The sequence below is a fragment of the Pseudomonas sp. GW821-FHT03A09 genome (assembly GCF_059421065.1).
Genome location: NZ_JBWKUX010000015.1, coordinates 101,415 through 120,670, shown reverse-complemented (window position 1 = coordinate 120,670; position 19,256 = coordinate 101,415). Strand labels below are relative to the sequence as shown.

At 60.4% G+C, this 19,256-nt stretch carries 19 protein-coding genes; 9 read left to right on the top strand and 10 right to left on the bottom strand.

The window, feature by feature from the left end; translation table 11 throughout:
- Window positions 1-32 precede the first annotated feature (32 nt).
- Genes AC07V4_RS23350 through lnt form a run of 4 tightly spaced genes read left to right on the top strand, consistent with a single transcriptional unit; the run spans window position 33 to window position 3,902 of the window.
- Window positions 33-1,037, top strand: a complete 1,005-nt coding sequence (locus tag AC07V4_RS23350) for a PhoH family protein (protein ID WP_492638227.1) — start codon at window positions 33-35, stop codon at window positions 1,035-1,037.
- The gene (ybeY, locus tag AC07V4_RS23345; protein ID WP_492638228.1) at window positions 1,030-1,488 is read left to right on the top strand and encodes an rRNA maturation RNase YbeY; all 459 of its coding nucleotides are present in this window, start codon (window positions 1,030-1,032) and stop codon (window positions 1,486-1,488) included. The genes AC07V4_RS23350 and ybeY overlap by 8 nt, the downstream gene beginning before the upstream one ends.
- A 42-nt stretch (window positions 1,489-1,530) precedes the next feature.
- Complete coding sequence (locus AC07V4_RS23340) at window positions 1,531-2,370, top strand: CorC family transporter (RefSeq protein WP_017735641.1); 840 nt, start codon at window positions 1,531-1,533, stop codon at window positions 2,368-2,370.
- Between the two features lie 8 nt (window positions 2,371-2,378).
- Window positions 2,379-3,902 (top strand): apolipoprotein N-acyltransferase, encoded by a 1,524-nt coding sequence (lnt, locus tag AC07V4_RS23335; protein ID WP_492638229.1) that lies wholly within the window; start codon window positions 2,379-2,381, stop codon window positions 3,900-3,902.
- A 123-nt stretch (window positions 3,903-4,025) separates the two neighbouring features.
- Here lnt and AC07V4_RS23330 read toward each other — a convergent pair whose 3' ends face one another.
- A complete protein-coding gene (locus tag AC07V4_RS23330) occupies window positions 4,026-4,787 on the bottom strand; it encodes a YdcF family protein (protein WP_492638230.1) in 762 nt (253 codons plus the stop codon).
- A 97-nt stretch (window positions 4,788-4,884) separates the two neighbouring features.
- The gene (locus AC07V4_RS23325) at window positions 4,885-5,202 is read right to left on the bottom strand and encodes a hypothetical protein (RefSeq protein ID WP_492638231.1); all 318 of its coding nucleotides are present in this window, start codon (window positions 5,200-5,202) and stop codon (window positions 4,885-4,887) included.
- Window positions 5,203-5,463: 261 nt separating this feature from the next.
- On the opposite strand from AC07V4_RS23325, the gene leuS reads away from it, so the two are divergent.
- The 5 genes from leuS to AC07V4_RS23300 all read left to right on the top strand — a co-directional run bounded on the left by leuS (window position 5,464) and on the right by AC07V4_RS23300 (window position 11,533).
- A complete protein-coding gene (leuS, locus tag AC07V4_RS23320) occupies window positions 5,464-8,070 on the top strand; it encodes a leucine--tRNA ligase (RefSeq protein ID WP_492638232.1) in 2,607 nt (868 codons plus the stop codon).
- An 88-nt stretch (window positions 8,071-8,158) separates the two neighbouring features.
- The gene (locus AC07V4_RS23315) at window positions 8,159-8,764 is read left to right on the top strand and encodes an LPS-assembly lipoprotein LptE (protein WP_492638233.1); all 606 of its coding nucleotides are present in this window, start codon (window positions 8,159-8,161) and stop codon (window positions 8,762-8,764) included.
- Window positions 8,765-8,803: 39 nt separating this feature from the next.
- On the top strand, window positions 8,804-9,841 hold the full coding sequence (holA, locus tag AC07V4_RS23310) for a DNA polymerase III subunit delta (RefSeq protein ID WP_492638234.1): 1,038 nt from the start codon (window positions 8,804-8,806) through the stop codon (window positions 9,839-9,841).
- Window positions 9,842-9,981: 140 nt separating this feature from the next.
- The gene (gene arfA, locus AC07V4_RS23305; RefSeq protein ID WP_003176285.1) at window positions 9,982-10,146 is read left to right on the top strand and encodes an alternative ribosome rescue factor ArfA; all 165 of its coding nucleotides are present in this window, start codon (window positions 9,982-9,984) and stop codon (window positions 10,144-10,146) included.
- 61 nt (window positions 10,147-10,207) lie between these two features.
- Window positions 10,208-11,533 (top strand): lytic murein transglycosylase, encoded by a 1,326-nt coding sequence (locus AC07V4_RS23300; RefSeq protein WP_492638235.1) that lies wholly within the window; start codon window positions 10,208-10,210, stop codon window positions 11,531-11,533.
- 131 nt (window positions 11,534-11,664) lie between these two features.
- On the opposite strand, the gene AC07V4_RS23295 is transcribed toward AC07V4_RS23300, so the two are convergent.
- The 8 genes from AC07V4_RS23295 to rodA all read right to left on the bottom strand — a co-directional run bounded on the left by AC07V4_RS23295 (window position 11,665) and on the right by rodA (window position 19,242).
- A complete protein-coding gene (locus AC07V4_RS23295) occupies window positions 11,665-12,585 on the bottom strand; it encodes a S66 peptidase family protein (protein ID WP_492638236.1) in 921 nt (306 codons plus the stop codon).
- 150 nt (window positions 12,586-12,735) lie between these two features.
- Window positions 12,736-13,737, bottom strand: coding sequence for a lipoyl synthase (gene lipA, locus AC07V4_RS23290; protein WP_431752251.1), 1,002 nt, complete (start codon window positions 13,735-13,737; stop codon window positions 12,736-12,738).
- A gap of 26 nt (window positions 13,738-13,763) precedes the next feature.
- Window positions 13,764-14,411, bottom strand: a complete 648-nt coding sequence (lipB, locus tag AC07V4_RS23285) for a lipoyl(octanoyl) transferase LipB (protein WP_492638237.1) — start codon at window positions 14,409-14,411, stop codon at window positions 13,764-13,766.
- A complete protein-coding gene (locus AC07V4_RS23280; RefSeq protein WP_492638238.1) occupies window positions 14,411-14,686 on the bottom strand; it encodes a DUF493 domain-containing protein in 276 nt (91 codons plus the stop codon). Before AC07V4_RS23280 ends, lipB begins: the two co-directional genes overlap by 1 nt.
- Before the next feature lie 84 nt (window positions 14,687-14,770).
- Window positions 14,771-15,928 carry a D-alanyl-D-alanine carboxypeptidase family protein gene (locus AC07V4_RS23275; RefSeq protein WP_431752248.1) on the bottom strand — a complete coding sequence of 386 codons (1,158 nt, stop codon included), beginning with the start codon at window positions 15,926-15,928 and terminating at the stop codon, window positions 14,771-14,773.
- Window positions 15,929-16,109: 181 nt separating this feature from the next.
- Window positions 16,110-17,111 (bottom strand): septal ring lytic transglycosylase RlpA family protein, encoded by a 1,002-nt coding sequence (locus tag AC07V4_RS23270; RefSeq protein ID WP_492638239.1) that lies wholly within the window; start codon window positions 17,109-17,111, stop codon window positions 16,110-16,112.
- The gene (gene mltB, locus AC07V4_RS23265; protein WP_492638240.1) at window positions 17,111-18,121 is read right to left on the bottom strand and encodes a lytic murein transglycosylase B; all 1,011 of its coding nucleotides are present in this window, start codon (window positions 18,119-18,121) and stop codon (window positions 17,111-17,113) included. Before mltB ends, AC07V4_RS23270 begins: the two co-directional genes overlap by 1 nt.
- A 17-nt stretch (window positions 18,122-18,138) precedes the next feature.
- Window positions 18,139-19,242, bottom strand: a complete 1,104-nt coding sequence (gene rodA / locus AC07V4_RS23260; RefSeq protein ID WP_057703348.1) for a rod shape-determining protein RodA — start codon at window positions 19,240-19,242, stop codon at window positions 18,139-18,141.
- Between the last annotated feature and the right edge of the window lie 14 nt (window positions 19,243-19,256).

Genomic DNA, 19,256 nt, shown 5'->3' with positions numbered 1-19,256 from the left:
CCTAAACAGCCAAAGGGCGGCTAAAAGCAACCTTGAACGCACCCATAGCAGAACCCCATCGTTTTCTCCTCGAGCCCTTTGAGGCTCGCCGTTTCGCCAACCTGTGCGGACAGTTCGACGAGCACCTGCGCCTGATCGAACAACGCCTGAGCATCGAGATCCGCAACCGCGGCAATCAGTTCGAGCTCATTGGTGAAGCCCCGCACACCAAATCTGCAGAAAACCTGCTGCGCCGTCTCTACCGCGAAACCAAGGGTAGTGAGCTGTCGCCAGAAACCGTGCACCTGTATTTGCAGGAATCGGCTGTGGAAGACTTGGCCAACAACCCAGTCGCTGAAGCCAGCGTGGCCCTGCGTACCAAAAAAGGCATGATTCGCCCAAAGGGCTTGAATCAGCAGAAGTACGTCAAGGCAATCCTGGGTAACGATATCAATTTCGGCATCGGCCCCGCCGGTACCGGCAAGACCTACCTGGCCGTGGCCTGTGCAGTGGATGCCCTTGAGCGCGAGCAAGTGCGCCGCATCCTGCTGGTGCGCCCGGCGGTCGAGGCGGGCGAAAAGCTCGGTTTCCTGCCCGGCGACCTCGCACAGAAAATCGACCCGTACCTGCGCCCGCTCTACGACGCGCTGTACGAGATGCTCGGTTTCGAATACGTCGCCAAGTTGATCGAGCGCCAGGTGATCGAGATCGCCCCGCTGGCCTACATGCGCGGCCGCACCTTGAGTAACAGTTTCATCATCCTCGACGAAAGCCAGAACACTACGGTCGAGCAGATGAAGATGTTCCTGACCCGCATCGGATTTGGCTCCACGGCCATTATCACCGGCGACATTACCCAGGTTGACCTGCCCAAGGGCACCAAGTCGGGCTTGAGCCATGTGATTGAAGTGCTCAAGGACGTGCCGGGCATCAGTTTCACGCACTTCTCGCCCAAGGACGTGGTGCGTCACCCGCTGGTGCAGCGCATTGTCGAGGCCTACGAGCGTTTCGAACACCGCGACGATGGTTTGTCCAAGGACGCCCGCCGCGATGCTTGAACTTGATCTGCAACTGGCCACCGAAGCGCCCGCCCCCAGCGAAGCCCAGTTCCGCCAATGGTGTGCCCTGGCCCTGCGCCAGCGTACCGCCGACTCGGAGCTGACCATTCGTCTGGTGGATGAGCCCGAAGGTCGTGAACTGAATCACACCTGGCGGCAAAAGGATTACGCCACCAACGTGCTGTCCTTCCCTGCCGACGTACCCGATGAGTTACTGGATATTCCCCTGCTGGGTGATCTGGTCATCTGCGTGCCGGTGGTGGAACGCGAAGCACGGGAACAAGGCAAGGAACTTGAGGCCCATTGGGCTCATCTAGTCATCCACGGCTGCTTGCATCTCTTGGGTTACGACCATATAGACGATGACGAAGCCGAGGAAATGGAAACACTGGAACAAACGTTGCTTGCAGAATTGGGTCACCCTGACCCTTATGCAGATGACGAAAACTGATCAACACTTAACCCATACGACAAAGGATTCAGAGTAATCGCTATGAGCGAAGACCGATCGAGCAACGGGCAGAAGTCATGGCTGGGTAAACTGACCCAGGCTTTTGCCCACGAGCCGAAAAACCGCCAGGAGCTGCTGGAGCTGCTGCGCGAGGCCCATCAGAACAAGTTGCTGGACAGCGAAGCGCTGGCCATCGTCGAAGGCGCCATCCAGGTGGCTGACCTGCAAGTACGGGACATCATGGTCCCGCGCTCGCAGATGATCAGCATCAAGGCGACCCAGACCCCGCGGGAATTCCTCCCGGCCGTGATCGACTCGGCGCACTCGCGCTACCCGGTGATCGGTGAAAGCCATGACGACGTCATGGGTGTCCTGCTGGCCAAGGACCTGCTGCCGTTGATCCTCAAGGAGAACGGCGACAACTTCAACATCAAGGACCTACTGCGTCCAGCCACCTTCGTGCCTGAATCCAAGCGCCTGAACGTGCTGCTGCGCGAGTTCCGCGCCAACCACAATCACATGGCCATTGTGATCGACGAATACGGCGGCGTGGCTGGTCTGGTGACTATCGAAGACGTGCTGGAACAGATCGTCGGCGATATCGAAGACGAGCACGATGTCGAAGAAGACAGCTACATCAAGCCCCTGCCCAGCGGCGACTTCCTGATCAAGGCGCTGACGCCGATCGAGAACTTCAACGAGTTCTTCGACAGCGAATTCTCCGACGATGAGTTCGACACAGTGGGTGGCCTGGTGATGAATGCGTTTGGGCATCTGCCAAAGCGTAACGAAACCACCGAAATCGGCGCTTATCGCTTCCGCATCCTGAATGCCGATAGCCGCCGGATTCACCTGATTCGCCTGACTCCTATTGCCCGTTAAGGACTGAAATGCGCCGTCTGATCGCACCCGGCTGGCCCGGTAACTTGCTGGCCGTGGTGGCCGGCGCCATCACTACCCTGGCGCTGGCGCCGTTCGATCTGTGGCCGTTCGCATTGGTGGCGGTCGGACTGTTCTATGTCGGGTTGAGGGAGCTGACGCCACGCCAGGCCCTGGGCCGTGGCTGGTGTTTCGGTTTCGGCCTGTTTGGCGCCGGCACTAGCTGGATCTACTACAGCATCCATCATTTCGGCGGCGCTTCGGTGCTGCTGGCCGGTTTCCTGATGCTGCTGTTTACCGCCGCCATTGCCTGGTTCTTCGCCCTGCCCGCCTGGCTATGGGCACGCTGGCTGCGCCGCAATGAGGCACCGCTGGCGGATGCCCTGACCTTTGCTGCGTTATGGGTCGGCCAGGAAGCCTTCCGCGGCTGGTTCCTCACCGGCTTCCCGTGGCTGTACTCCGGCTACAGCCAGCTTGACGGGCCGCTCACCGGCCTCGCGCCACTAGGCGGCATGTGGCTGATTTCCTTTGCCCTGGCGCTGACGGCGGCCCTGCTGTGCAACCTGCCGCGCCTGCTGGCGAGCAAGCGCAATGCCTTTATCGGCGCAGGTCTCATACTGCTGGTTGCACCGTGGGCCATCGGCCTGGCCCTCAAGCACCATGCCTGGACCAGCCCATCCGGAGCGCCACTGAGCGTGGCCGCGATCCAGGGCAACGTCGAACAAAGCATGAAGTGGGACCCTGAACAGCTCAATGCGCAGTTGGCGCTGTACCGCGATATGAGCTTCAGCTCCAAGCGAGCCGACCTGCTGGTATGGCCGGAAACCGCTGTACCGGTGCTCAAGGAGTCTGTCGAGGGCTACCTGGGGATGATGGGCAAGTTCGCCGCAGACCGTAATTCCGCGCTGATCACCGGCGTGCCGATTCGCCAGGAAGTGCACCACGAGAAGCGCTACTTCAACGGCATCACCGTCGTGGGTGAAGGCGACGGCACTTACCTCAAGCAAAAGCTGGTGCCGTTCGGCGAGTACGTGCCACTGCAAGACATGCTGCGCGGACTGATTGCCTTCTTCGACCTGCCCATGTCGGACTTCGCCCGCGGCCCCTCTGACCAGGCCATGCTTCAGGCCAAGGGCTACCAGATTGCGCCGTTCATCTGCTATGAAGTGGTGTACCCGGAATTCGCCGCCGGCCTCTCGGCCCAGAGCGACCTGCTGCTGACCATCAGCAACGACACCTGGTTCGGCCGCTCCATTGGCCCACTGCAACACCTGCAAATGGCGCAGATGCGTGCCCTGGAGGCCGGTCGCTGGATGATCCGTGCCACCAATAACGGCGTGACCGGCCTGATCAACCCATTCGGGCAGATCACCGCGCAGATCCCGCAGTTCGAGCGCGGCATTCTCTACGGTGACGTGGTGCCGATGCACAACCTGACGCCTTACCTGCAATGGCGCTCATGGCCGTTGATCATTGTGTGTGTGCTGTTGCTTGGCTGGGCGCTGCTGGCGGGTCGGATGGCCAAAACCGTCTGACCGACATACACCTAGCAATGTGGGAGCTGGCTTGCCTGCGATAGCGGTGGGTCAGCTAGCAAAGGTGCCGGCTGGCAGTCCGCTATCGCAGGCAAGCCAGCTCCCACATTTGGATTTGCGGTGTTATCGGTAGAACAACCGGTAGCCTATCTGCCCCACCGCTTCATTGATCAACTGCCCGCTGCGCCATACCGACACGAACTCCGGCATCCAACCGCCCAGCGGTCGGGCGTTGTCCACGCCCAGGAAACCCACGGGCGCCGGCACCACGGTGAAGCCCGCCTTTTCAAAGCTCCAGACCGAACGCGGCATGTGCCAGGCCTGGGTCACCACCACGACGCGCTTGATGCCCTCAGGCAATAACATCTGCGCACTCATCTGCGCGTTTTCCCATGTAGTGCGGCTGTGTTCTTCCTTCCAGCGCACGGTAACGCCAAAGTCATCTTGCATCGACACGGCCATCAACTCTGCCTCACTGGGCGGCGTGCCGTAGTGCAAGCCGCCGCTGGTCAACACCGGCAACCCCGACGCCTTGGCCAACCGTGCGGCGTAACGCTGGCGCTCAAGGCCAATACCTGTGGGCTGATCAGTGCCCCACGCGGGGTCACCACGTTCACGTCCAGAGCCCAGTACCACAATCGCATCGGCCCGTTGAGCCAGGTTTGCCCACTCTTCGCGAGCCAAGGGTGGCTCGGTTTCTAATACATGTGCGCCCCACTGCACCATCACTGGCAGGCTCATCAGCCACATGCCCCCCAACCCCAGGGCAAAGCAGAACCCGGCCAGGCGTGGGCGACTGCGACGAATCCACCAGGCAAACGCCAGCAGCAGCAAAAAAATGCCGGGCGGCAGCAATAATTGTTTGATGAAATAACGAAAAGGCATCGGGCATCTCCAAAGATGCCCGAAGCCTAGATGCAACGGGGTTTAGCGACAATCCTTACCAGCATATTTCGAGAAGACCAGCAAATGACGCTGTGCTTCACTTGCACCGCACGGCCTGAAGTTTTTCAGTACTTCGACTGGCGGACACGTCCTTCAACCAGATGATCTTGGCCGAACGTGACGGCTCTTGGGACGGCGGGGAAGCCTGCCCAGGAGAGGCGCGGTGGTGATTCAATTCCAGGTAGCGCTTGATCAGTTCAAGCTCTGCCTGGCTCAAGCCTCGCAACTCCAGCTCCAGAGGCCGTTCATCACGCAATCGGCCTGCGGTTTTTGCAGCATCCAATGCCCGACCCAAACGGTCGATCAGTCCTTCATACAATTGCGGTTTCGTTAAAGTTCGCTGCGATTCAACCATCCCCTCACCTCATTGAAGAAATACTTGCTCCCCAATAAACAGCCTAGTCCCCATGGCTGTGCCTGCCCGGCGCCGCGACAGACGGCCTCGACCGCGCAATCAGGGTTTCCCTCGATAGAGTGGGGTCATGTATGCTACGGCGCTTCCTGTAACTCCACTTCCCGCAGGGTTTGGGCACGGACGCGCCGCTGTTTGGTGTCGATCAACCTGAATGTTGCACCGAAGAGGATTAGGCCACCCCTATTCAGTTCAAAAGTAGCCATGCACGAACAATATCAGCCCCGTGAAATAGAAAATGCCGCCCAAACCTTCTGGGACGAGCAAAAGTCCTTTGAAGTCAGTGAACAGCCAGGCAAGGAGACTTACTACTGCCTATCGATGTTCCCTTACCCCAGCGGCAAGCTACACATGGGGCACGTGCGTAACTACACCATCGGCGACGTAATCTCCCGCTACCAGCGCATGCTCGGCAAGAATGTCCTGCAACCCATGGGTTGGGACGCCTTCGGCATGCCGGCAGAGAACGCCGCGATGAAAAACAACGTGGCTCCCGCCAAGTGGACCTACGAAAACATCGCCTACATGAAAACCCAGCTGCGCAGCCTCGGCCTGGCGGTGGACTGGTCTCGCGAAGTGACCACCTGCAAGCCGGACTACTACCGCTGGGAACAATGGCTGTTCACGCGCCTGTTCGAAAAAGGTGTGATCTACCGCAAGAACGGCACCGTGAACTGGGACCCGATCGACCAGACCGTACTGGCCAACGAGCAGGTCATCGACGGCCGTGGCTGGCGTTCCGGCGCGCTGATCGAAAAGCGCGAAATCCCGATGTACTACTTCAAGATCACCGCTTACGCGGATGAACTGTTGTCGAGCCTCGACGACCTGCCGGGCTGGCCTGAACAGGTCAAGACCATGCAGCGCAACTGGATCGGCAAATCCAAGGGCATGGAAGTGCAGTTCCCGTACAACGTCGATTCGATCGGCGAAGCGGGTGCACTCAAAGTCTTCACTACCCGTCCGGACACCCTGATGGGCGCGACCTACGTTGCCGTGGCCGCCGAACACCCGCTGGCCACCCAGGCGGCGCAGAACAACCCAGAGCTGCAGGCCTTCATCGCCGAATGCAAAGGCGGCAGCGTGGCTGAAGCCGACGTCGCCACCCAGGAGAAAAAAGGCCTGCCGACCGGCCTGTTCGTCGAACACCCGCTGACTGGCGATAAGCTGCCGGTATGGGTCGCCAACTACGTATTGATGCACTACGGTGATGGCGCAGTAATGGCTGTACCGGCCCACGACGAACGTGATTTCGAGTTCGCCACCAAGTACAACCTGCCGATCAAGTCCGTGGTGCGTACCAGCTCGGGCGACACCAACCCGGCCCCGTGGCAAGACGCCTACGGCGAGCACGGCACGCTGATCAACTCCGGTGAGTTCGACGGCCTGGATTTCCAAGGCGCGTTCGACGCCATTGAAGTCGCCCTGATCAAGAAAAATCTCGGTGCATCGCGCACCCAGTTCCGTCTGCGCGACTGGGGCATCAGCCGCCAGCGCTACTGGGGCTGCCCGATTCCGATCATCCACTGTGAAAGCTGCGGTGACGTGCCGGTGCCGGAAGACCAGTTGCCAGTAGTACTGCCAGAAGACGTCGTGCCGGACGGTGCTGGCTCGCCGCTGGCGCGCATGCCCGAGTTCTACGAGTGCGCTTGCCCGAAATGCGGCCAGCCTGCCAAACGTGAAACCGACACCATGGACACGTTCGTCGAGTCCTCGTGGTACTACGCCCGCTACGCCTCGCCGCACTATGAGGGTGGCCTGGTGGAAAAAGCCGCGGCCGACCACTGGTTGCCGGTGGATCAGTACATCGGCGGTATCGAACACGCCATTCTTCACCTGCTGTATGCGCGCTTCTTCCACAAGCTGATGCGCGACGAAGGCCTGGTGAGTTCGGATGAACCGTTCAAGAACCTGCTGACCCAAGGCATGGTGATCGCCGAGACTTACTATCGCCGCGAAGCCAATGGCGCCTACACCTGGTTCAACCCGGCGGACGTCGAGCTCGAGCGCGACAGCAAAGCCAAGGTGATCAGCGCCAAGTTGAAATCCGACGGCCTACCGGTAGAAATCGGCGGCACCGAGAAGATGGCCAAGTCGAAGAACAACGGCGTCGACCCACAGTCGATGATCGACCAGTTCGGTGCCGACACCTGCCGCCTGTTCATGATGTTCGCCTCGCCGCCCGACATGAGCGCCGAATGGTCCGACTCCGGCGTCGAAGGCTCGCACCGCTTCCTCAAGCGTGTCTGGCGCCTGGCGCACGCCCATGTCAGCCAAGGCCTGCCGGGCAAGCTGGACGTGGCAACCTTGAGCGATGAGCAGAAAGCCATTCGCCGCAGCACTCACCTGGCTATCCGCCAAGCCAGCCAGGATGTGGGCCAGAACCACAAGTTCAACACTGCCATCGCCCAGGTGATGACCCTGATGAACGTGCTGGAAAAAGCCCCGCAAGCCACCGAGCAGGACCGTGCGTTGATCCAGGAAGGCCTGGAAATCGTCACCCTGCTGCTGGCGCCAATCACGCCGCACATCAGCCACGAACTGTGGAGCCGTCTGGGCCACAGCGGCGCTGTCATTGACGCCAGCTGGCCGAAACAGGATGACAGCGCTCTGGTACAAGACACCCTGCAACTGGTGATCCAGGTCAACGGCAAATTGCGCGGCCAGATCGACATGCCGGCCAGCGCCAGCCGCGAAGAGATCGAAGCGGCTGCACGGGTCAACGAAAACGTGCTGCGTTTCACCGAAGGCCTGACGATCCGCAAAGTGATCGTGGTGCCTGGCAAACTGGTCAATATCGTCGCTAGCTAATCGGATCGGGCGCGGGGCTTGAGCCCTGCGTCGAACAAAGCCTTCAGGGCCTCGATAAGGCCCACATGGTTTCAAGGGGAGCAACAAAATGATCAAACGCAACCTGCTGGTAATGGGCCTTGCCGTTCTGCTGAGCGCCTGCGGCTTCCAGCTGCGCGGCACCGGCACCAACGAACTGGTTCTCAAGGAACTCGATGTCAGCGCCCGCAACGCCTACGGCGAAACCGTGACACAGCTGCGTCAGACCCTGGAAAACAGCGGCGTGCACGTCTACACCGGTGCGACCTACAAACTGGTGTTGGTGGACGAGAAAGAAACCCAGCGTAATGTCAGCTATGCCAGCGCGGGCCGTGCATCGGATATTGAGCTGAACACTCAGTTGAACTTTGAAGTGCAAGGTCGCGATCACCTGCCACTGATGGGTGATAAAGTTCAAGTACAAAAGGTCGTGAGCCACGACGGTAACAACCTGGTAGGTTCAGACTCGGAAATCATCCAGGCCCGCAAAGAAATGCGTCGTGAGCTGGTGCAGCGCATGATGGTTCGCCTGCAGTTGCTGACCCCGGAGAAACTGGAAGGTCTGCAGCAAATCGCCGACAACAAGGCCAAGGCTGACGCTGACGCCCTGAAAGCGGCACAAGAGTATGAAGACAACACGCCGAAACAATCGCCTGTTGAAGTCCCTGTCGAGTAAAGCATACGGGGCGCCACTGGCGCCCCGTTTGACCTGCCTATGAAACTCGCCCCCGCTCAACTCGCCAAACACCTGCAAAGTGGTCTCGCACCCGTCTATATCGTCAGTGGGGATGACCCGCTGCTGTGCCAGGAAGCCGCCGATGCTATCCGTGCAGCGGCGCGCCAGCAGGGTTTCGATGAACGCCAGGTGTTCAGCGCCGACGCCAGTTTCGACTGGGGAACGTTGCTGCAAGCCGGTGCGAGCATGTCGCTGTTTGCCGAAAAGCGCCTGTTGGAACTGCGCCTGCCTTCAGGCAAGCCCGGCGACAAAGGTGCGGCAGCCTTGATGGAATACTGTTCGCGCCCTGCCGAAGACACGGTCTTGCTGATCAGCCTGCCCAAGCTCGACGGCAGTGCGCAGAAGACCAAGTGGGGCAAGGCGTTGGTGGAGGGTCCGCAGACCCAGTTCATCCAGATCTGGCCAGTGGACAGCAACCAGTTGCCGCAGTGGATTCGTCAGCGACTGTCCCAATCGGGACTGTCAGCGACCCAAGACGCTGTTGAGCTGATCGCTGCCAGGGTCGAAGGCAACCTGCTTGCCGCCGCCCAGGAAATCGAAAAGCTCAAGCTGATGGCCGAAGACGGGCAGATCACTGTCGAAACCGTACAAGGTGCGGTGGCTGACAGCGCGCGCTTCGACGTATTCGGGCTGGTGGATGCAATCCTCAATGGCGAACCCGCTCATGCCCTTCGCATGCTCGAAGGGTTACGCGGCGAAGGGGTGGAACCCCCGGTGATTCTCTGGGCCCTGGCCCGGGAATTACGGGTGCTGGCCAATATTGCCCTGCAATACAGCCAGGGAACACCGTTGGACCGAGCCTTCAGCCAAGCCAAGCCGCCTGTGTGGGACAAGCGCAAACCCCTGATGAGCAAAGCCCTGCAACGGCACTCAGCGCAACGCTGGGCGCAGCTTCTGTTGGAAGCACAACGCATCGACGCACAGATCAAGGGCCAGGCCGCTGGTTCGCCGTGGATGAGCCTGAGCCGTTTGTCGTTGTTGATGGCCGGACAGCGCCTGTCACTGCCTGCCGAATAATCCCTCCCTCAAAAACACCACAGTCCGCTCCCACAGTTTTGACCGTGTCTACCTTTCCTACATTTCGCAGGGCTTTACAGCCGCACAACTTCGGCAGATGATTTGCATCGCTCCATCCCAACCTACCGAGAGTACCGATCATGAGCAAAAAGCCATCCAAGCATGGCCCCAACAAGGCCAAATCCATCATCGCCCAGCCACTGTTCCGAAGCCGTCAGGAACGCGCCGGCAAGGGCAAAGGCAGCTACCGCCGCGAAGCCTTCCAGTCTAATAGCTGGGAGGCTTCTTACTTTCTGGCTGCCTGAAGGCAAGCGCCCCTCTGGCATGATAAGGTCTGTGCCTGATTTGTAATCCCTGGACCTGTGCATGCCCTCTAGTCTTTCCCGTCGTTGGCACCTTCGCCAATTGATCGCTGCCTCCAGCCTCATTCTGCTTGTCGCCTGTGCGGAGAAACCTACCGCCGCAGACGCTCAACCATTGCCTAAGCTCCAGACCGCACCGGCCGTAGCGCCCGCGGTGGTGGCCCCATTGGCAGTGGACAACCTCGATATCCAACCGACCCAGACCTTTGCCGAGTGGATGGCCGGGTTTCGCGTTGAAGCCCTGAAAGCCGGAATCACGCCTGCCGTGTTCGACAACGCCTTTGCCGGGGTCACTCCCGATATGGCGGTGATCCGCGCCGACCGCAGCCAACCGGAGTTTTCCCGCCCGGTGTGGGAATACCTCGACGGCGCACTGTCGCCGCTGCGCGTGCGTAACGGCCAGGCCCTGCTGATCAAGTACGCCGACATCCTGCAGCGCATCGAGGAGCGTTATGGCGTTGATCGCCAAGCGCTGGTTTCTGTATGGGGCATGGAAAGTAACTTCGGCCAGTTCCAGGGCAATAATTCGGTGATCCGCTCCCTGGCGACCCTGGCCTATGAGGGTCGTCGCCCGGCGTTCGCCCAGGCTCAGTTGCTGGCGGCGTTGCAGATCATCCAGCATGGCGATATCGCCGCCGACCAGATGAAAGGCTCCTGGGCCGGCGCCATGGGCCAGACCCAGTTCATCCCGACCACCTATAACACCCACGCGGTCGATTTCGACGGCGACGGTCGTCGCGACATCTGGAACAGCCCTGCCGACGCCCTCGCCTCCACCGCGCATTACCTGCAAAGCTCCGGCTGGCAGCGCGGCCAGCCGTGGGGCTTCGAAGTGCAGCAGTTGCCAGCCAACTTCGACTACGCCTTGGCCGACGGTGGTATCCGCAAGACCGTCGCCGAGTGGATGAGACTGGGCATCCAACTGCCGCCAGGCGCGAGCATGCCACCCAACGTCGACCCACTGTCTGCCGCCCTGCTGCTGCCGGCCGGCTACCGTGGCCCGGCATTCCTGGTGCTGGATAACTTCCGCGCGATCCTCAAGTACAACAACTCGTCGTCCTATGCACTGGCCGTCGGGTTGTTGTCGGAGCGCTTTACCGGCGCTGGCGTGATCCGTGGGAGCTGGCCGAAAGATGAGCTGCCATTGAGTCGCTCCCAGCGTATCGATTTGCAGACAGTGCTCAGCGCCAAGGGTTATGACGCGGGCAACGCAGACGGCATTATCGGGGCCAACACGCGCAAGGCGATTCGGGCGGCGCAACAGTCGCTGGGCTGGCCAGCGGATGGGTACCCGACGGTGAAGTTGCTGGAGTCGTTGCAGAGCCGCTAGATCGGCGTATGGCGACTACCGCTTTCGCGAGCAAGCCCGCTCCCACATTTGTACCGCAAACATCCTTTGGAATGCGGTCGAATATGGGAGCGGGCTTGCTCGCGAAAGCGGCTTAACAGGCGACAACATGCTCAGGGTTTAAACACCACATCCTGCTCCAACACCACCCGCTTCTCCCCCGCATCCAAGCGCACCAACGCGCCCATCGGCAACGTCAGGTTCGGATCGCAATGCCCGCTGCGCCAGCCGGACAGCACCGGAATGCACAGCGGTTCGAAGGTCTGCTTGAGCAGCCGCTCCAGCGCAGCTTGATCCACACCCGCCACATCTCCCACCAGCACGCCCGCCACCTGGGCCAGCTTGCCGGCCAGGCGCAGATGGGTCAGCAAGCGGTCGATACGGTAAATCGGCTCGTTGACGTCTTCGATCAATAAAATGATGCCTTCGGCGTCAATCTCGTAAGCGGTCCCCATCACCGCCGCGATCATCGACAGGTTCCCCCCCAGCAAGCGCCCACAGGCGATACCAGGCGCAATCGTAGTCAGCGGGTAGGCCACCGGGTGCGCCAGCACGCTGCCGACGCCCAATTGCCCGCGTAGCATGCTGAACAATGACGACTCGGTAGGCTGCTGCTTGTCACCGAGCAAGTCGGCATTGAGCATCGGCCCGTGGAACGTGACGAATCCGGCATAACGGCTGATAGCCAGGTGCACGGCGGTGATATCGCTGTAGCCAACGAATGGCTTGGGGTTGGCACGCAGCAGGTCGAAATCCAGGCGGTCGAGTAAGCGCGGTGTGCCATAACCGCCGCGCAGGCAGAAGATGGCATCGATTTCGGGATCGGAGAAGGCCGCATGCAAATCACGCAGACGCACGTCATCACTGCCGGCGAGGTAGCCTTCGCGCTCATACACACCGGGATAGATCCTTAGTTCATAGCCACGGGTGCGCGCCCATTGCTGAGCTTTTTCGACATCCAGTGCGGCGGGGCCAGCGGGGGCGATCAGGGCGATGGTACCTTCAGAGCGCAATGCAGGGACGGCAGCGGTCATCCAAAAATCTCCTTAACTAACGTAAAACGAAATGTGGGAGGGGGCTTGCCCCCGATGGCGGTGCGTCAGTATCAGATGTGCTGACTGACACTCCGCAATCGGGGGCAAGCCCCCTCCCACATTGGACCTGCGGTGCTGCTCACTTCTCTATCAGGACACCAGGCTCGCCTTGACCAGCTTGGCCTGTTCGTCAGCGTGGTACGAGGAACGTACCAACGGACCGGATGCCACGTTCTTGAAGCCCATCTTGTAACCTTCCTCGGCAAACCAGGCGAAGGTGTCCGGGTGCACGAAACGCTGCACCGGCAAGTGGCTGCGGGACGGCTGTAGGTACTGGCCCAAAGTCAGCATGTCGATGTCGTGTTCGCGCATGCGCTTCATGACTTCGATCACTTCTTCGTCAGTCTCGCCCAGGCCCAGCATCAGGCCGGATTTGGTCGGAATGTGCGGCATCATCTGCTTGAATTTCTGCAGCAGGGTCAGCGACCACTGATAGTCCGACCCCGGACGCGCGGCCTTGTACAGGCGTGGCACAGTTTCCAGGTTATGGTTGAACACATCCGGTGGCTCGGCAGCGGTGATTTCCAGCGCTACGTCCATGCGACCACGGTAGTCCGGTACCAGGGTTTCAAGCATCACGTTCGGCGACAGCTTGCGGATCTCGCGGATGCAGTCGGCAAAGTGCTGGGCACCGCCGTCGCGCAGGTCATCACGGTCTACGGAGGTGATCACCACGTACTTGAGGCGCAGGTCAGCAATGGCGATGGCCAGGCTTTCCGGCTCGTTGGCGTCCAGAGGCTTCGGACGGCCATGGCCCACATCGCAGAACGGGCAACGGCGGGTGCAGATGTCACCCATGATCATGAAGGTCGCGGTGCCACCGGAGAAGCACTCGCCCAAGTTCGGGCAGGAGGCCTCTTCGCACACGCTGTGCAGCTTGTGTTTGCGCAGCAGGGCCTTGATGCGGTCGACTTCCGGCGAAACCGGGATGCGTACGCGGATCCAGTCAGGCTTCTTCGGCAGTTCGGTGGTCGGAATGATCTTCACCGGGATGCGTGCAACCTTCTCGGCGCCGCGCAGCTTGACGCCGGCTTCCACCTTGGCACGCGGGGCCGGGGCCGGACGTTCGGTAACGTCCACCGTCGGGATCATGGTTTGCACTGCATCAGTAGTCATAATCAGTCGATTCCGCCCGTGAGGGTCGTCTGCTCAGCATAGTCGAGGTGTTTGACGAGCTGCGCACGCAGCCGGGCACTAACCTCGGCAAATTTAATCGGTGTGGCATGATCGCTCAACTGGGTCATGGCCAGCCCGGCGTAGCCACACGGGTTGATCCGGCGAAACGGCGCCAGGTCCATGTCCACGTTCAGGGCCAGGCCATGAAAGGAGCACCCATGGCGAATGCGCAGCCCCAGGGAAGCGATCTTCGCGCCGTCCACATACACACCGGGCGCATCGGGCTTGGCCGCGGCAGTCACGCCGTAACTGGCCAATAGCTCGATCAGGCAAGCCTCCATTCGAGTCACCAGATCGCGTACGCCAAAACCCAGCTTGCGTACATCCAGCAGCAAATAAGCCACCAGTTGACCGGGCCCATGGTAAGTCACTTGGCCACCTCGGTCGACCTGCACCACCGGAATATCACCTGGCAGCAGCAGATGTTCGGCCTTGCCAGCCTGGCCCTGGGTGAATACCGGCGGGTGTTCCACCAACCAGATTTCATCGGGAGCCGAGGTGCCGCGCTCGTTGGTGAAGCGCTGCATGGCATGCCAGACCGGCTCGTAGTCCATCCGGCCGAGCTCGCGAAAGCCCAGGACCTGTGACATCACAACACCATGTGCACGAAGCCAGTGGCCCGCAGTTCGCTGTTGATGTTGTAGAGCTGGTCCTGATCCGTCGCAACGATGTGCAATTGGATCGTGGTGTACTTACCGTTGGTGCTCGAACGCTCGTCCACCCGGTTGTCGTTGATCGTGGCGTGTTTACGCACGATCTCGAGAATCTTGTCTTTGTTGCCTGCACCGGTATCGCTGATCACTTTGACGGGATAATCCGTCACTGGGAATTCGATCTTTGGCGCCTTTACTTCTTTATCGGTCATGGCGTAACGGCCTCGTAAGCGTAAGCCGTGGCGACGGGCAAAGCCCCGTGTCGGGTCAACACGGGGCCTTGCAGGTGCACACTATCAGTTGAACAAGCTGTAGAAGAATAGACGGATGCTATCCCACACGCGGCGGAAGATACCACCTTCATCGACGGCATCCAGAGCGATCAGGTCGGCGCTGTGCACCACTTTATCGTCCAGCTTCACTTCGACTTTACCGATCACGTCGCCCTTGGCGATTGGCGCAACCAGTTGTGGGTTCATGGTCATGCTGGCGGCAAGCTTTTTCAGCTGGCCTTTAGGCATGGTCAGGGTCAGGTCTTCAGCCAGGCCGGCCTTGACTTGGTGGGTCGCGCCTTTCCATACCGGCGCCTGCGCAAGCTCTGCACCCTTCTGGTAGAACGTCTGGGTTTCGAAGAAACGGAAGCCGTAGGTCAGCAGTTTTTGCGTCTCGGCCGCACGGGCCTGCTCGCTGTTGGTACCGAAGACCACGGCGATCAGACGCTGGCCATCACGTACAGCGGACGACACCATGCAGTAGCCGGCTTCGTCGGTGTGGCCGGTTTTCAGGCCATCGACGGTCTTGTCACGCCACAGCAACAGGTTGCGGTTAGGCTGCTTGATGTTGTTCCAGAAGAATTCTTTCTGGGAGTAGATCGCGTAGTGCACCGGGTCGACACGAATGATCGCGCGCGCCAGGATCGCCATGTCGTGAGCCGACGAGTAGTGCTCTGGGTTCGGCAGACCGGTCGGGTTCATGAAGTGGCTGTTGGTCATGCCCAGGTCGGACACGGTTTTGTTCATCATGTCGGCGAACGCGTCTTCGCTGCCGGCGATGTGCTCGGCCAAGGCGACGCTGGCGTCGTTACCGGACTGAATGATGATGCCGTGCAGCAGGTCGCTCACAGTCACCTGCGAACCCACTTTGATGAACATCCGCGAACCGCCGGTGCGCCATGCGTTTTCGCTGACGGTGACCGGGTCATTCTCGCCGATCTGGCCGCGACGGATTTCCAGGGTCGCGATGTAAGCCGTCATCAGCTTGGTCAGGCTGGCCGGTGGCAGGCGCTGGTCACCGTTGCTTTCGACCAGCACGTTGCCGCTGGCGGCATCCATGAGGACCCAGGCCTTGGCGGCCAGTTGCGGGGAAGCCGGCACCATTTCAACCGCCCAGGCGGCCGGGGTGATGATCAGCGAAAGAAGCAGGCACGTGCGTTTGGCTAAGGTGGTGATGTTCATCCGTCTCTCGAAATTGCTTATGGAAACTTGCCCTCGCGGGCAAAACTATTCAGACAGCCCGCTTCCAGACTGTCGCGTGTTCGGTTGCCCGCTCACCCCTTGCCCCTGGGTTTTTATTGTTCACGAGCCAACAACCAGGGCTCAAGCCCGCGCACGGGCCCAAGCCATCAATCCCTTACTGTTATTCTGCGGTGACTACGCTGGGTTGCCCCAGGTTGGCCAGACGCACGCTGTTCTGTACCTGCGCAATCTCGCTCGGCGAGCCGATCGGCCCCATGCGCACACGGTGCAGAGTCTGTTGGTTACGCACGATGGAACTGATGAAAACCGGCGCGCTGACCATACCGCTGAGTTTCGACCTTAGCAGCTCTGCCGCATCCGGGTTAGCGAAAGCGCCCACTTGCAGGTACTGCCCGCCGACCATCGAGGCGCCGGGCACGGCACGCGGCACCGCCACGGTATCGGGTGCGTGCTGCGCTGGCGGCGGCGTCCACTGCTCGATCTTACCGGCCGAGGCCGTCACTTGCGGTTGCGGTGTCTGCGGTTCGTTGAGCATCAACGGCGCCGGCTTGCCACGCTGGGCCCAGTACTGCGCCGGGTCGATACCTTCGACTTTCACCCGCGCCGTGCCGGTCTCGGCATAACCGAGTTTCTTCGCGGCAGCGTAGGACAAGTCGATGATCCGGTCCGAATAGAACGGCCCACGGTCATTGACCCGCAGGATCACCGTGCGGTTGTTGTCCAGGTTGGTTACCCGTACATAGCTGGGCAGCGGCAGCGTCTTGTGCGCCGCGCTCATGCCATACAGGTCGTATACCTCGCCATTGGCGGTGTTCTGGCCATGGAATTTGGTGCCATACCAGGACGCCGTACCCGTTTGCGAGTAGGTCTTGGATTCCTGCAGCGGGAAGTAGTTTTTACCCAGCACGGTATAGGGGTTGGCCTTGTACGGGCCGGTGTGCAGGGTTGGCGTGGCGTCCGGGATCTTCGAAACATCGACATCCCACCACGGCGCGCCATCTTTGTGCGCGCGGTTGATATCCAGGCCAGGCTGGGCGCGGACGATGCTGCCGCCCTTCTGGGCCGGTGCACGACTGGTCGTGGATGAGCAACTGACAACCAACAAGGACAACGCGGCGAACGCCACCAGCTTGAGCGGTTTGTTGAACGGCGATACCCGCATTACTTGTTGCCCCGTGCTTGGACCAGCATGTCTGACAGCTGATGCACGGCCATGGCGTACATCACACTGCGGTTATAACGCGTGATTGCGTAGAAATTCTTCAGGCCCATCCAGTATTCCGGGCCGTCTGCGCCTTCCAGGCGGAACGCCGTCACCGGCATGTCATCGCGTGGCGCATTCTGACTCGACCAGCCCAGCGCCCGCAACTCCCCGACCGTCTTGACCGGCTCAATGCCCTGGGTCAGACCTTCGTCGGCGCGGTTGCCGGTCACATCGGCACGGATCACTACCGGTTCGCCGGCCACCCAACCATGGCGCTTGAAGTAGCTGGCCACGCTGCCGATGGCGTCGTCGGGGTTGCTCCAGATATTGATGTGGCCATCACCGTCGAAATCCACCGCATAAGCACGGAAGCTGCTCGGCATGAACTGCGGCAAGCCCATCGCACCCGCATAGGAACCCTTGAGGGTCAACGGGTCGACCTGTTCTTCGCGGGCCAGCAGCAGGAACTCGCGCAGTTCCTTGCGGAAGAATTCGGCGCGTGGCGGGTAATCGAAACCCAGGGTCGACAGGGCGTCGATCACCCGGTAACTGCCGGTATTGCGCCCGTAAAAGGTTTCAATGCCGATGATCGCGACGATGACCTGGGCCGGTACACCGTATTCCTGCTCGGCGCGGGCCAGCACCGCTTCGTGCTGACGCCAGAAGTCCACACCACGTGCCACCCGGGCATCGGTGAGGAACATCGGGCGATATTCCTTCCACTGCTTCACGCGCTCGGCGGGGCGCGAGATCGCGTCGAGGATCGCCTGCTTGCGCTGGGCCTCACGGAACACGCCCATCAGTTGTTCGCCAGCAAAACCATAGTCGCGGGTCATTTCACCGACAAATTCGGCGACCTGGGGTGAACCATCGTAGTCACCGGCCTGCGCCTCTTGCGTCGCGCTCAGCAGCCCGATCAGGCTCATCCAGGACGCGTGCCGAGTCGCCCAACCGCGCATTACTTGCATTGACATCTTCACCTTATTCAAACCTGTGCGATCCACTTGCGATGCGTATGAATCGACATCAAAACCCCAAACGCTGACAGCAATGTCACCAGCGAAGTTCCGCCGTAGCTAATGAATGGCAACGGCACCCCAACCACCGGCAACAGGCCACTGACCATACCGATGTTGACAAAAACGTAAACAAAAAAGGTCATGGTCAGGCTGCCGGCCAGCAATTTGCCGAACAGCGTCTGTGCCTGGGCGGTAATCACCAGCCCGCGACCAATCAATAGCAAATAGATCAGCAACAGTGCGCAAATGCCCACCAGACCGAACTCCTCACCCATCACCGCAATAATGAAGTCGGTGTGGCTCTCGGGCAAAAAGTCCAGGTGCGACTGAGTGCCCAGCAGCCAACCCTTGCCAAATACACCACCGGAACCAATGGCTGCCTTCGACTGGATGATGTTCCAGCCCGTGCCCAATGGGTCGCTCTCCGGATCGAGGAACGTCAAGATCCGCTGCTTCTGGTAGTCATGCATAAAGAAGAACCACATGGCCACGGCCACCGGGATCGCGGCAGCCAGCACACTGAGAATCCAGCGCCAACGCAAGCCACCCATGAACAGCACGAACGCACCGCCCGCCAAGATCAGCAGCGAGGTGCCCAGGTCGGGCTGGCGCACGATCAGGATAAACGGCACGCCGATCAGGATCAGACTGATCCCCACATGCTTGAGCTGCGGCGGCAAGGTGCGCTTGGACAAGTACCAGGCGATGGTCGCCGGCATCAGGATCTTCATGAATTCCGACGGCTGGAAGCGAATCACCCCCGGGATATTGATCCAACGCGTTGCGCCCATGGCGTTGTGGCCCATCACGTCCACCACCACCAGCAACAACACACCGGCCACGTAACCCAGCGGCACCCAGCGCGCCATGAAACGCGGCTCCAACTGGGCAATCACCACCATCGACAACAGGCCCAGGCCGAATGAGGACGCTTGCTTGATCAGCAAATCCCAGTTCTTGCCGCTGGCCGAATAAAGGACGAACAGGCTGCCGGCCGCCAGCGTCAGCAGAAGGATCAGCAAGGGGCCATCAATGTGCATGCGCTGCAGCAACGTCGCACGGCGACGCATCACATCTTCACTGG